The organism is Pontibacter brevis, assembly GCF_054779655.1.
The window spans coordinates 20,145-33,449 of record NZ_BAAGXV010000027.1 but is presented as its reverse complement, the minus strand read 5'-3'; the positions used below and the strand labels follow the sequence as shown (position 1 = coordinate 33,449).

The window sequence follows — 13,305 nt, the reverse complement described above, 5'->3', positions numbered from 1 at the left end:
AACAGGAGCAGCTACAATAATAGCTGCTCCTGTTATTTTACAGCATATAATCCTGCAATATCTCCAGCCCCTCTTTATCGCTCTGGGCTTCCACTATTTCGTTTATAACAAACTGAATTTCCTGTTCGGTCCAGTTCTCTTTCTCGGCGGCTTTCACAAACGTGTCCAACGCTGCAAACCGGGTTCCTGCTGTGGGTGCCGGAGCCTTTACTTTCTTTCTGATGCGCATGGTAGAGTAATTTTTCTGCAAATGTACGAAGCCTTTAACTTTGGGTGAATGCGGTAAAGGCTTTGTTCCTGTTACACAGATATTAAGCTTTTCTGTTTTCTTTCTTTTACTGCCCTATAGCCCCGCCTGTACCCGTTCCTGCTTAACCCTTTGTTCTTTTGACCGTTGAAATGAAGGTACCTATTCGCAGAAACACTCTATGGAGAAACAGATATTTACGTTTGATGAGCTTCAGCAACTCGATGATCTAACCATTATGCACTATGCCATTCCTGTTATTGTGCTGTCGGTGGTGGCAGAGTGGCTTGTAGGTGTCTATAAAAAGCGTAACTATTACCATAAAACAGAGTTTTTTTCAGCGTTAACCATAGGTGCTGTCAATACCGTCCTGAGCGGGCTGCTAAAAGTGTGGCTCTTTGGTGTAGCACTGGTGGTGTATAACATGGTGCCCTGGGCTATGCCAAGAGAATGGTGGGGCTTCATCGTCTGCTTTGTAGCCGTGGACTTTTGCCGTTACTGGGCTCACCGCATTGCGCATGAGCAGCGCTTCTGGTGGGCAACGCATGTTACCCACCACTCTTCAGAAAGAATGAACTTCTCGGTTTCTTTCCGCACCAGCTGGACACAGCATATCAAGTTTATCTTTTTTGTTCCAGTGCCGTTTTTAGGTATCGACCCGTTCACGTTTTATATCTGCCACCAGGTGGCGGTGCTGTACCAGTTCTTTGTGCACACGGAGCTGGTAAAAAAGCTGCCGGCACCTATCGAGTACATCTTTGTCACCCCATCGCACCACCGGGCTCACCATGGCTCTAATCCGGAATACATAGACAAGAACTACGGCTCTACCTTCATTATTTGGGACAGGATGTTCGGAACCTTTGTGCCGGAAGAAAAGAAGCCAATTTATGGCCTGACCAAACCTGTGAAATCGTTTAACCCTGTATACCTTGTATTTCATGAATGGGTAGATCTTGTGAAAGACCTGAAGCATACCAAATCATTGAAAGAGGTGTTCCGTATGCTTTTCAGCCCTCCCGGAACCATTATAACAGAGCACCAGCAAATGAGCATGCTGGCACAGCCAGAGCAGGAGATAATAAGTGAAAAAGAAGATGAAAAAGCTATCTACAGGCCAAATGGCACCGCGGGTGCGGCCTGAAGAGAAAATTAGAAACAGAAAAGCACGGCGTCAGCCGTGCTTTTCTGTTTCTGTAAATCCATAGAACAACTCATCTTCACCGGTCTGTTTGGTAGGTTACCAGCAAACAGGCACAACAGTGGCCTCCGGTACACAATTAGTGTGTGATACACTAATAACTTTCCTGGTTTAGCGGACTCTGCTGCCGCGAGGCAGGATTGCTTTGCGCTTCGCGTGGAACCCCCATTTTCTCTTCCCTCCTCTGCTGGTATTGCTGGAACTGCAGGGGCGTGAGCACATCCTTTATCTGGGAAAGCCTTGTCTGGCTGATGATATCCATCTGCTTTACAATTTTACGGGGCTCCTTCTGATACCGTGCTTTGGCCGCCTCCGCATTTTGCATGCTGCTGAGGTTGATGGCTCTGATTTTCTGTGTTTGTTCCGGGGTAAGGCGCAGGTTTTTGGCCATACCTGCCGTTATTTCATCCGCACGCTGCTCAAGCGATTTAGTACCCGCCTGTGCGGCTGTAGGCTGCTGTTGTGGAGCAGCCTGGCCCTGTGCAAAGGTGGCTGTGGTGGCAAGTGCAAAAAATAAAGCAAAGGCTAATTTCTTCATATCATCAGTTTTAACTTCTCGTGGTCCAGAACAATTTTCGTTCCGGTTTATACCTGAAGCAGTTTTTTAACAAAGCCGCAGGAGCTATCGTTCTACACCTAACGTTAACTTTCGTTGTGAAAGTATACTTTGTAGAAGTGCATGCCCCGCTCCTGATCAAAGCCTCGCTCTACATACTGCTCGCTTTGCTCGGGATTATAGCCGCTGAACTTTATCTCGATCTGTGTATCCAGCTTAATAAAGTTGCGGAACTTGCGTTTCATGTTGCGCACCGTGTTCTTGTTTATGGCGAAGTCAGTGAAGCCTTCAATGTCGCGCTCTTCTGCAAAAGCCTGACTGTAGTCTTTGAAGCGTTCTTTTGTTTCCGGTTCATCTATCACACTGCTCGTAAACTCTTCCAAGTCAAACGTCTCACTTTTGGAAAAATAATCTACGGAGCGACTGATAAAATCGACCTGAGCTTTTTTACTTTCTGTTTTGGCAAAAACTTCCTCCGAGAAGTCCTTGCACAGGTTCAAGGCAGCTTTGGTATTGAAGTTAGTGTCCTTCAGTTCTGTTACGTTAAGGAAATCCTCTTTCCAGAAAACAGCATCCGTACTGTTGGCATCTACTAATTTTACCCTGAATCCGTCTTCTGCTTCAATGTTAAAGATCATGCAGCCTTTGTCTACACCTTTCAGGTTCACACCCGAGTGGTAGTCCACGTTCAGGTCATCGTCGTTATCCTGGAAAGTCAGGAAGGTGTCTTTGTTTTCTGATTTGAAGATGCCAACGGCATCCACTATCTCATCCTCCATCACACAGCCTGCAAAGTGTACCACGTAAAGCTCGCCGCTTTTCACCTTCGGGTGGTCAGACTGCTCGTACAGGTGGTTGAGGATGTGCACAGAATATTCAAAGAATTTAGATGGTTCACTGAAAATCAAAGCTGAATAAGCGAACATCTCATTCAGGGCAATGTCGGAGGTGTGCGTAAACCGGAAAAACTCCTCCTGCTTAAAAGGTGACAGGAAGTAGTTCAGGAGCAGGTCAGACAGCTGTTCATCGCGTAAATCTACCGCTTCCCTCGAGGCGACAACACCTTCTTCTTTTGCTTTGTTACCTACCCGGTGTATGGCCAGTTGCTTCAGGCGTACCTGTGTTTTTTCGTTCATCTCTTACATCCTTCTGTTGCGGCTGCAAAGCTACTATTTTAATTTTTGTGGATGGAAAAATTGCACAGCCAGGTAACTGTTCTTTTGCGTTGCAGTTTAAATATATAACTCAGCTGAAAGTCTTCGTAAGATACAAGCAGAAAAGCATGCGCTACTAAACTACACGAGCCTATGGAGCCAAACATAATTGCCCCACCGCCCTGGTCCTTAACCGGAGAAGGCATTGTGCTGCTCTACCACTTTCCGGAGGAGTTTAACCGGCAGTTTGGGTTTATGAGAGACTTCCAAATCAAGGGATATAAAGGCTGGTTAGGCGCAGTGATGCTGGTGGAGTATAAAACGGCAGATGTGGGGGCCTACTTTGAGCTGCTCTACATCCCTGGTTTCTTTTCTATAAAGGGCAAACTAACTTTTTCCGTATCCAAAATATATGTTTCCAGTTACGACAGCGCCTGGAACGGAAGAGAAAACTGGGGTATACCAAAAGAAATGGCGGACTTTACCCTGATAAAGCGACCAAATGGCGAAAGGTTGTATGAAACAGAGGTGAACGGGGAGCTAATATGTGCAGCACACGTGAAGCCCTGGAGCCCGGCAGTACCTTTTTCAAATAAAATGGTACCCCTGACACGTATTGTGCAGGAGTTCCAGGAACAGTTTCTGCTGACCCGGCCCATAGCGTCCGGGCACATTCAGCTAGCCGCTTTAAGGCATGTGGCCGCAGCCCCAGATTTTTTCCCTCCTGTTCATCAACTGCAGCCCCTGGCGACGCTGTGCATCCCTGATTTCAAGATGACTTTCCCTCAGCCTGACGTGCTTTAAGTAAACGCCGGTCATAAAGTTGTTTTAACCTAAAGAGGTTCGGGTTTGTCTGCTTCTCAAAAAGCTTTCTCACAGGCGTGTATTTTCTGTGTATTGCAAGCCGGTTGGTTCCCACCTTTTTCCTGATACTTCACATCATCTGCAGCTATTTCTAATATAAGTTGGCTTATTTTTATTTTCTTGTTGTTGATAATGAGTTGTTTATAAAATATTTAAAACAGGCATGGCATCTTTTGAACTTTTCTGGCACGATTATTCCATTCTGAACAGACAAGCAGCGCAGCTTAGAAACAGATAGGGTAAGTTTAAAAGATTACAGTCATGAAAAAGATATTTTTACTGATAGCGGTTGCGTTTGCCTTTGCAGTAAGTGACGCAAATGCACAAAAAAGAGCAGGTTATATAAACCCCTCAGAGCCATATAATACACAGAAGCAGCAAACTGCAGTGCGATTTGGAATAAGAGCAGGCTTGAACCTTGCGGATTGGGAAGGCGAAACCATACAAAGTGTGCAGGATTTAGCTGACATGGCGGGTGGTTCAGTTTCACAGCAAATGCGTCAGGGCTTTCATGCAGGAGGATATGTATCCATACCGGTATTACCGGGATTTGACATTGAACCGGGGTTGCAGTATTCTCAAAAAGGTACTGTGCTGACAGCTACCATTCCGATAGAGCAGATAGAGTTCCTGAATACGAATGTCACTGTCACGAACAAAGCGGAGTACCTGGATTTACCCGTGCTGGCGAAAGTTTATGTAGGTGATGGTTTCCATATCTATGCCGGTCCACAGGTATCATACCTGTTGTCTAATAAAGTAAAAACGGAGGCAGGTGCTTTAGGGATCAAGGCGCTGAACCAGGAGTTTGATGTGAAGAACAATTTCCGTGAGTTTGATGTGGCCGTTTCAGGTGGTTTAGGCTACCGGTTCACGAATGGCATTAACCTCAGTGCTGGTTACGATTACGGCCTTAACAGCGTGGACGCCAATGGTAGCTTCGATACCTTTAACCGTGTTGTAAAAGCCTCTGTTGGTTTTACTTTTTAAAAAATGAAGTTTAGTGTTTTGGGACTGTATTGGGCTACTGCTTTGCGGTAGCCCAAACTCATATAAAAGCACAGGCCCCGTCTTTCACAAAAAGACGGGGCCTGTGCTTTTATAGCCTGCTATCAGTAACTTTGGTTTTTGTATGGGAATTTCTTGGAAGAATTGCGCATCAGGGCATTGGTAAGCGATTGCCTGCTGCTGCCCACGCTTCCGGAGGCAACAAAGTCATATTTCCACATCAGGTCACTTGGGAGCGAGGTACCTACTGTGCATCTCGATGAAAAAAATTTAAAGCAAAGCTCCATTGTGGACGCACAGCCTGTAACCCTGACTGTGTATGTTAATGATTTCTACGGTAGTATCCTCTTTTAAAAATTTTCGGAGTTTGGCGATGTATACATCCATGCTACGGGCGGTAAAGTAGCTGTCTTCGTGCCAGATCTGGTGCAGGGCTTCTTCGCGGGGGAGCACGTCGTTCAGGTGCTGGCAGAGCATGCGCAGCAGTTCAGCTTCTTTAGGAGATAACTTTTGCTCCTTGCCTTGCCGGATGAGGAGGCGCAGCTTTGGCTGGAAAAGATACTGGCCAATGGTAAATTCTGACGGCTCTGGTTTTACCGCTACAGCCCCGGCTTTACGATTCAGTATAGCCCTTAGCTTGCACAGCAGCACCTCCGAGTCAAATGGTTTGGTGACGTAGTCGTCAGCTCCGATTTTGAAACCCTCCAGCATATCTTCTTTCAATGTTTTGGCGGTCAGAAAGATGAGCGGCACATTGGGGTTTAGCTTCTTTATGTCACGGGCAAGGGTGAAGCCATCTTTCTCCGGCATCATCACATCCAGTATGCAAAGATCGTATGTGTCTTTTCGGAAGGCCGTCAGACCTTTACACCCATCGCTGCAGAGCGTCACTTCATAATCGTGCAGTTCAAGGTAGTCGCGCAGCACAATGCCAAAGTTAGGGTCATCCTCAGCCAGGAGTACTTTTATCACCGGTTCTGCCATGGTCTTGCAATTTTAAATAACTGAGTTTTGAATGTCTGAATGAAAATATGGGATAAATGATGAGTTGCTGAATTATGATTCCTGATTATGATAAAACAGAACCGGAGTGCTGTTTTATTCAAAATTCAGTTATTCGGCCACTCAGAATCAACGCAAGGGCAGGAAGATCTCGAACCTGCTGCCTTTGCCCAATTCACTCTTTAGTTTAATGTCGCCGTGGTGCGCCTGAACAATGGCTTTTACATAACTCAGGCCAAGGCCAAAGCCTTTTACATTGTGCAGGTTTCCGGTAGGCACGCGGTAAAACTTCTCAAACACCCGTTGTTGCGTATCCTTGCTCATGCCAATGCCTTTGTCTTCTACAGCAATCAGGATGCCGCCGTTCAAGTTTTTAGTTCGCAGCTGGATGTCTGGTGAAGCAGGAGAATACTTATTGGCGTTATCGAGGAGGTTACAGATAACGTTGTAGAGGTGTACCTCGTCAGACTGTAGCTCATGCTGCAGGGCGTCCAGCTGCACGTTTACCTGCCCCAACCGTTGCTCTACCTGTAAGCGGATCCCCTCTATTGCTTTCATAATGAGTGTGTGCACGTCAATGGGCTGCAGGTTCATCTTAAACTCGTTCTTTTCGAGCAATGCAATTTGAAGCACATTTTCCACCTGCGAATTCATCCGTTTATTCTCTTCTCTGATAATGCGGGTATAGTACTTTATCTTATCCGGGTTCTCATATACTTTCGGGTTGACAATAGAGTCCGTAGCCAGTGAAATGGTAGCGATAGGAGTTTTAAACTCATGCGTCATGTTGTTGATGAAGTCGTTCTTCATCTCCGACAGCTTCTTCTGTTTGTAAATGATATGGATGGTGGTACCGAACGTAGCTATGATCACGAGTGTGAAAAGAGCTGATAACGCCAGCATTCCCCAGAGCGACTTCATAGCGTAGGCTTTACTGTCGGGGAAGTAAAGCCCGAGGTAATCCGGTTTATCAAATATATCATTGGGAAAAAGAGTGGCTTTGTAACTTGGCAGGTTTTGGTTTTTGATGGCGTTAATGTTCTGCGCGGCCACTGTATCGGCCTGGCCGGCAACTACCCAGTACCCGAAACCAAGAGAAATGCCCTGCTGTTGCAACTCAGCCTTTAGCAGGTGCTGCAGGACATGCAGGTTCAGGCGCTGCTGCAAGGGTTCGTCTTTTACAGCATACTCCACCACCATTTTCTGCACTACATCATTCAGCATGTCTTTCTTTATCTCTATTTTTTCAATATCGGAGACATTTGTTTTTGCGTTAGGCACCTTCAAGGGGTTTGCGTTGGAAGAAGCATTTCCTTCCGTTATGATCTTAATCGGCTTTGCCACTTTGGATTCCTGCAATACTGCAGCCCCCCTCAATGGCGCTGTTACCCTTGTGGGAGTGGTTTCTCTCCAAGTGGCGGCGGAAACCTCATTTTCTGGGCGCGCTGTAGTCAGGCGGCGCAGGTAGATCTGCTTCGCTGTATCTGAAAGGAATACAAAGATGCTATCGTTGCGCACATTTATAGAAGATACACCGGCAGGTTTAATTTCTATCGGTAGCCTGCCAGGTTGCTTCATCCGGTATAATTCAGCAGCAAGAAAACGTAAGGTGTCAACAGAAATATGTATAGCCTGCTTGTGCTGTGTCCTGAAAATTAAAGCGGCTGAATCTGCCCGTCTCGTGTATTCCTTTACTTTCTCCCACTGGAACACAGTGTCTGTTAAAGGCTTTTTCCCCTGCACCATTTTTCTGAGATGCACGGTATCTGGCTTACTCCTGGCTATGTTGAGGTAAGAACCGGAGGCGGGTACAGAGGCTGCAACACGTGTGGTAGTCATAACTCTGGCTTGCTCTTTCAGGTGCTTTTCCCTGGTTACCGGGTCTTCGGGGCGGCGTTGAATCTTTATACTTCCCGTTGGGGATACAAGAATATAATCAGCAGGTGCGGTGCCATATATGGGACCAGCGTCACTGTAAGTTACCCCACCTCCTGTTGCCTTTGCCTTTCCGTGAGGGGCAGGAACAGGAACTTTGAAGACTTCAGGCTGTGGTTTCGGCGCTTGTGCAGGAGGCTTTGCAGTTTGCTTTGCAGGTTCCGGAAGAGGCTGTACGCGGGTTTGCTCTGTTGCTGGGGCCGGTGTAGCAGTGGTGTCTAAAGGTGTGGCTTGGGAAGGTTTGTTCAAAGAAGCCATCTGGCCTGCTACCACCGAAACGGCTTCATGGGTTTCGAGCTTTTCCACCACTTTTGTGAGGGCAGCGTTCACACTGCGGTCAAACTGCTCCTGCTTTACTTTGATGGCATCGTTTATCCAATACAATTGCAGCCCTACCACACCCAGCAGGGAGATGCTCATCAGCACGATAACGCCTAAAATAGTATGCTTGCTCACAAAACAAATGTACGTTTTTGAAACTGCCGGTGCTCTTCTTTAACTTTTCTTTAACCTTTTTAACAGTGCTTTAACATTTACTTCAATATGTATGGTAAGTGGTTGAATATAAGGGGTAAAGAAGAAGTAAAGTACAAATACAAGCCGGCATTGTCAAGGCAAGTGGTAAGCTGTGTTAGTAGCCTGCTTATATCAAATTTAACTTTTCTTTAACAGACTTTAACTTCGCCTTAACCAAAAGAAGAAGCTAAAGGACGTAATTTTGATCAAGAACTTAAAGAACAGAAGCATGGATACTGTAACTACTCTTCTCCTGAACATGGTAAAAGCGGCAATAGCCTTTTTACTGACTTTTTTCCCCCTCCAGCACACGGCTGCACAGGATGCGGGGGCGGAGCAAAAGACAACACTGCGCATTAAGATGATAAAAGAGGTAGACGGTAAAGTACAGGTAACCGACACTACGGTACAGGCAGAGGACCATGCGGCACTGCCTGGTTCCATAAAAGGCTTGAAAGTGGATACAGCTATGCTCCGGCGGCTGAATGCCGGCCTTTCGGTTTCAGTAAGACCCGACACAACAGTGGCCATGACCAACTTAAGAAAGTTGGTTGTTGATGCGGAGCACCTGAAACCAGACACAGCTGCGTTTCATGCCCTGCATGGTGGTAAAGTGAAAGCGTTCCGGATGCACGGAAACCGGAGTGCAGCAGACCGGGAGGCTATGGTTGCCCGGGTAAAAGACCATAAAACAGATACACTGCTCCTGCGTGCTGCGAAAGGAGACAGGATTATATACCTGAAAAAGGACAGCGCTGCACATTCTCAGCTGTCCGAGTTCAAAAAGAACGGGGAGGTGGTGCGGTTCCGTACTATAACACCAAGTATGGTTATGGAGTCTTCTGTGGATTCAGCAGGCGTATTCAGGCTGCGGAGGAGCGGCGAAATTTTTTCGGAGTTGGAGCCAAATCAAATTGAACGTATCATCGTGCGTAAAAACCACTCTGCCATCAGCATAGATTCTCTTGTTTCTGTGGGTGATACTAAAATCGAGTTGAAGGTTGTACAGGATAAGACAGGTGAAAAGAAAGTCTACAAAGTAGACGAAAAGGGCAACGAGGTACTGTTAAAAGGAGAACACCTGAAACTTGACCATGGAGATGCCAGGATCATGATTCTTATGAAGGCCAGGGTGGAGGAAATCACCGCTGCAGACAAAGAGGCGTTAAAAGAGGCTGGCGCTGCTGTGGAAATGAAGAAGAAAGAAGCCTTGGACGTAGAGCGAATCAGTTTTTACCCAAACCCGAACAACGGACGCTTCAACCTGAACTTCACCCTCGAGGACAAAGGCACCACCCGGGTGAGTGTGATGGACAGCAAGGGCGAAGAGGTATTTGTTGATACCGTAGAGAAACTAGCAGGGGAGTACAGCCGCCAGATAGACCTGACACCATTCGGGCGTGGTATTTATTACCTCCAGATAGCGCAGGGCGGGAAATATCATACTAAAAAGATTCTGGTGCAGTAGAAACAGTGGTCAGCTTACGGCGAGTGGGTAAAGGTGCCGGGTGCACTAATCGGGCAGACGGATTATCCAGAGATTGCCAAAGTCCCAGCGCTGGCCTATGTGCTATGCTTTACCAGTAGCTGGTGGTGTTCCGATTAAGTCAGGTGCAGGTTCCTACCCTTCTCATTACAGGGCAGGAGGACAGAATGGTAATGGGGTAGGGCTACATAAAAGACAAGCAGAACTGCAGGCAGTGGGGCATATTCCGCAGAGAGCATCCATACTGCATTCGCAAGAGGCACTGCTATCGCTTTGGGAGCAATGGTTTTTTTTCTAATGGTGGTGGTGATGGTCGTGGTCGTCAGGGTTGCTATTGAAATTCACAATGGTACCTAGCCCGAAGAACACCGCCCAGCACAGGTACAAAGCCTCAAAGTTGTGCATGCTTTTGCCAATCAGCAGCATGATAATGTTCGCCACCAAGGTCATGACTAAGCCTGTTGCAGCCACAAACTGGTAGGAGTTCATCTCGCGGGGGTCGTATATTTTAGTAAATTTCATATGCTGCTGTTCTATACTGGTTCTTTTGCCTAACGATTATTTAGCAACAGTGGTGCCATAACCTTCTATATTTTGCAGCAAAGATAACAGAACAGAATGCTTGTTGTTATAGTAATGTAAAACAAAGCCTGTAGCTAACTCCCGGATAAATGATAAAGAACTTCCTGCACAGCGTTTCGCTCTTCCTGTGCCTTCTTCTGTTAACCAGTTTACCCGCCGCCCAGGCTTCCATGATGCCACTAGGTTCTTCTGTACCTGAAAATGCCTTTTATACAGCCCTGTCGCAACTCCTGCAACAGCATGTAAAGGAGGGACAGGTAGATTACAGAGGCCTGCAAGAAGATAGGGCAGCATTACAACGACTGGTGCAACAAATTGCCGACTACAATATAAGGAATGCGTCGGCCGCAGAACGAAAGGCTTTTTACCTCAATGCCTATAATGTGCTGGTGCTACAGCAGGTGTTAATGCACTACCCCTTGAAGTCAGTGATGGATGTGCCGGGCTTTTTTGATAAGCAACAGTTTAACGTGGCCGGTGAGCGTTTGACACTGAATGAACTTGAAAAGCAAAAGCTGTTGCTACCATACAAAGATGCCCGGATACATTTTACTTTGGTGTGTGCCGCTAAATCCTGCCCGCCACTTCTGAACAAGGCTTACACACCGGCACAGGTCGAAGCACAGTTGGAGGCCCAGGCAAGGCAGACGTTGCAGAGCCCCCAGTTTATTAAAATACAGCATGGCAGTAAAAAGGTGCTGGTTTCTGAAATATTCAAGTGGTATGGGCAGGACTTTCTGCAGGAGGAACGGTCTGTTGCGGCTTACATCAACAAATACCGTCAGAGTCCTTTGCCCTCAGGCTACCGCCTGGGTTACTATACCTACCAATGGGCGCTGAATGACTCCAGGAGTAGGTAGCTTTCATTAGTTGTTAAATTATGTTAAATATAGATTTAACAACAAACAAGTAAAAGGCCACAGCGTATACACAGGAGTAACAAATGAAATCCAGTCATGACAGATAAAAAAAGTAAACCATATACCGAACAGGATAACATCAACAACGAGTACCGTGACCGTGTGGGCATGGGTAACCATCCGGACCCGTCAGCGAAGCGTAACATAGGTCCCAACGGTGAAACAGAGCGGGCAGGGCAGAAGGACAAACTGGAGAACCTGCATATAGGTGGTAATGAGACAACTGGTTACGGAGCTAATACTGCTGAGAACGCAGAATCTATCTCGCAGGGGCCAGGTTTTGAATTTGAAGGCAGCGATACAGCTATGGACGACAGCGTGAACGGTATCAGGAGAGGAGATCAACCGTTTGGTGAGGATGAAGAAAGACCAAGCGATGCCGATTTCAGCCGGCGCTAATTAATATGAAGTATAAAAAAGCAGCAGGAAGAACCAATTGGTTCTTCCTGCTGCTTTTTTATACTCATCAAGCCTTCTCTTCAGTTGGCTATGCTACTGTGGTTGGTTTGAGCTACTATTTTTTACCTGTAGATGCTACAAACACTGTTTCAGAAGACTCCTTTCTGAAGTTAGCATACGCCTCCATTTGCTTCGGAGTCAGAAAAGCAGCAATACCCTTCTCATATGCAAGCTCAATTTCCTGCATTTTCTCACGCACCAAACCCTCGTTGTTTCCATAGCTTGCCAGAACTGCTTCTGTTTTTACTATAAATTCACAGTTTAACGACTTTAACTTTATGTAGTCAAATTCTGTGAGGCGGAGCTCCTGCGCCATTTTTTGCGTTAAAGCAGTGCACTTCTTCTCTGTTTCCGGAGTGGTGCCACCGGTATAAGATTGCGCAAAGGCAGGAGCAGTTAAAAGTAAAGCAGATAGAATAGGAAGTAGAATTTTTTTCATGGGCTTGTAATGGTTTTGGTTAGTATTATTGGTTTGATAATAGTTTATATGTGTATTGCAATATTGTAGTTCCCCCGAAATACGATGTTTTACACATATAGTTGTATATAGCTATAAATTTATATTTACGATATGCAAAGAAAGTTAATTTTTTATTCAAAATGCAATATACGATATATAAATTTCTCTATTATTTTTTGAAGCCCCCTTGCCAACACACACAGTGGCACATTTAAGGATACCAAAATGACTGTTTGGTTTAAGAATAGCTGTTCTAAATGATGATGGGTGGTATATATATTTACCCGGCAGGAATTGAATAAACTATTTACTTTTCATGAATAAATAGTTTATCAAAAAAGTTAAAAGTATTTTTATCACGAAAAGGTACTGAGGCAGTGCATGCAGGATAACCTGCAAATGCTAGCAGGATCATGGCATCTGCAAACTGAAAGAGGGAGAGGAGGAAAAAGAAAAGCGCTTTATGCACAAGCTGCAGGACAGGCAGGGTGCTAGCGTTTGAAAATATAGTCTTCCCGGATAATGTTTAGTATTTCAGGTGAAAGCGGTTTAGAGAAGAATTCCTTCACCTCATCGTTGCTCTTTGCTGTCAGGATATCCTTTCTGTCTACTGCAGAGGAAAGCATAAACAGAGAGCAATTTGCTGTAGCCTCTTCAGGAAGTTTTCTGTACTCGTTTATAAACGTCCAGCCGTCCATGCCGGGCATATTGATATCCAGGAAAATAAGTTCAGGGAAACTGGCCACTCCTTTATCAGATTCCTCCCTCAGGTAGTCTAAAGCGTCTTCGGCCCAGTCGAAGCTGATGATTTCATCAGCGAATTTCTCGTTGCGGATTATACTTTCGCAAACGAAGTTGTTTACCTGGTCATCATCTACTAATACTACCTTCTTTAAAGTACTCATTGTAAAAAAT

General features: G+C 45.8%; 14 protein-coding genes. 6 read left to right on the top strand and 8 right to left on the bottom strand.

Annotated features, from left to right (window positions below; all coding sequences use genetic code 11):
- Nucleotides 1-37: 37 nt before the first annotated feature.
- Nucleotides 38-250 carry a hypothetical protein gene (locus ACYVB1_RS07960; protein ID WP_460922477.1) on the bottom strand — a complete coding sequence of 71 codons (213 nt, stop codon included), beginning with the start codon at nucleotides 248-250 and terminating at the stop codon, nucleotides 38-40.
- Between the two features lie 178 nt (nucleotides 251-428).
- Here ACYVB1_RS07960 and ACYVB1_RS07955 point away from each other — a divergent pair, with 178 nt between their 5' ends.
- The gene (locus ACYVB1_RS07955; RefSeq protein ID WP_460922474.1) at nucleotides 429-1,391 is read left to right on the top strand and encodes a sterol desaturase family protein; all 963 of its coding nucleotides are present in this window, start codon (nucleotides 429-431) and stop codon (nucleotides 1,389-1,391) included.
- Between the two features lie 151 nt (nucleotides 1,392-1,542).
- Here the strand turns inward: ACYVB1_RS07955 and ACYVB1_RS07950 are convergent, their stop codons facing one another.
- Nucleotides 1,543-1,986, bottom strand: coding sequence for a hypothetical protein (locus tag ACYVB1_RS07950; RefSeq protein WP_460922472.1), 444 nt, complete (start codon nucleotides 1,984-1,986; stop codon nucleotides 1,543-1,545).
- 104 nt (nucleotides 1,987-2,090) lie between these two features.
- The gene (locus tag ACYVB1_RS07945) at nucleotides 2,091-3,140 is read right to left on the bottom strand and encodes a nucleoid-associated protein (protein WP_460922470.1); all 1,050 of its coding nucleotides are present in this window, start codon (nucleotides 3,138-3,140) and stop codon (nucleotides 2,091-2,093) included.
- A gap of 171 nt (nucleotides 3,141-3,311) precedes the next feature.
- On the opposite strand from ACYVB1_RS07945, the gene ACYVB1_RS07940 reads away from it, so the two are divergent.
- Both ACYVB1_RS07940 and ACYVB1_RS07935 read left to right on the top strand, forming a co-directional pair.
- Nucleotides 3,312-3,962 carry a hypothetical protein gene (locus ACYVB1_RS07940; protein WP_460922468.1) on the top strand — a complete coding sequence of 217 codons (651 nt, stop codon included), beginning with the start codon at nucleotides 3,312-3,314 and terminating at the stop codon, nucleotides 3,960-3,962.
- 321 nt (nucleotides 3,963-4,283) lie between these two features.
- The gene (locus ACYVB1_RS07935) at nucleotides 4,284-5,012 is read left to right on the top strand and encodes a porin family protein (RefSeq protein WP_460922466.1); all 729 of its coding nucleotides are present in this window, start codon (nucleotides 4,284-4,286) and stop codon (nucleotides 5,010-5,012) included.
- Between the two features lie 288 nt (nucleotides 5,013-5,300).
- On the opposite strand, the gene ACYVB1_RS07930 is transcribed toward ACYVB1_RS07935, so the two are convergent.
- Together ACYVB1_RS07930 and ACYVB1_RS07925 are read right to left on the bottom strand one after the other, a co-directional pair.
- Nucleotides 5,301-6,002: a response regulator transcription factor gene (locus tag ACYVB1_RS07930; protein ID WP_460922464.1), complete on the bottom strand. Its 702-nt coding sequence runs from the start codon at nucleotides 6,000-6,002 to the stop codon at nucleotides 5,301-5,303.
- A gap of 159 nt (nucleotides 6,003-6,161) precedes the next feature.
- Entirely contained in the window at nucleotides 6,162-8,423 is a 2,262-nt protein-coding gene (locus ACYVB1_RS07925; protein WP_460922462.1) for a sensor histidine kinase, read from the bottom strand.
- Nucleotides 8,424-8,712: 289 nt separating this feature from the next.
- Here ACYVB1_RS07925 and ACYVB1_RS07920 point away from each other — a divergent pair, with 289 nt between their 5' ends.
- Nucleotides 8,713-9,951 carry a T9SS type A sorting domain-containing protein gene (locus ACYVB1_RS07920; protein WP_460922460.1) on the top strand — a complete coding sequence of 413 codons (1,239 nt, stop codon included), beginning with the start codon at nucleotides 8,713-8,715 and terminating at the stop codon, nucleotides 9,949-9,951.
- Nucleotides 9,952-10,263: 312 nt separating this feature from the next.
- Here the strand turns inward: ACYVB1_RS07920 and ACYVB1_RS07915 are convergent, their stop codons facing one another.
- On the bottom strand, nucleotides 10,264-10,491 hold the full coding sequence (locus ACYVB1_RS07915; RefSeq protein WP_460922458.1) for a hypothetical protein: 228 nt from the start codon (nucleotides 10,489-10,491) through the stop codon (nucleotides 10,264-10,266).
- Between the two features lie 149 nt (nucleotides 10,492-10,640).
- On the opposite strand from ACYVB1_RS07915, the gene ACYVB1_RS07910 reads away from it, so the two are divergent.
- Both ACYVB1_RS07910 and ACYVB1_RS07905 read left to right on the top strand, forming a co-directional pair.
- The gene (locus tag ACYVB1_RS07910) at nucleotides 10,641-11,411 is read left to right on the top strand and encodes a DUF547 domain-containing protein (RefSeq protein ID WP_460922456.1); all 771 of its coding nucleotides are present in this window, start codon (nucleotides 10,641-10,643) and stop codon (nucleotides 11,409-11,411) included.
- Between the two features lie 96 nt (nucleotides 11,412-11,507).
- Nucleotides 11,508-11,870 carry a hypothetical protein gene (locus ACYVB1_RS07905; protein ID WP_460922454.1) on the top strand — a complete coding sequence of 121 codons (363 nt, stop codon included), beginning with the start codon at nucleotides 11,508-11,510 and terminating at the stop codon, nucleotides 11,868-11,870.
- A gap of 115 nt (nucleotides 11,871-11,985) precedes the next feature.
- Here ACYVB1_RS07905 and ACYVB1_RS07900 read toward each other — a convergent pair whose 3' ends face one another.
- Both ACYVB1_RS07900 and ACYVB1_RS07895 read right to left on the bottom strand, forming a co-directional pair.
- On the bottom strand, nucleotides 11,986-12,369 hold the full coding sequence (locus tag ACYVB1_RS07900; RefSeq protein WP_460922452.1) for a hypothetical protein: 384 nt from the start codon (nucleotides 12,367-12,369) through the stop codon (nucleotides 11,986-11,988).
- Between the two features lie 512 nt (nucleotides 12,370-12,881).
- Nucleotides 12,882-13,295, bottom strand: a complete 414-nt coding sequence (locus ACYVB1_RS07895) for a response regulator (protein ID WP_460922450.1) — start codon at nucleotides 13,293-13,295, stop codon at nucleotides 12,882-12,884.
- Nucleotides 13,296-13,305 lie beyond the last annotated feature (10 nt).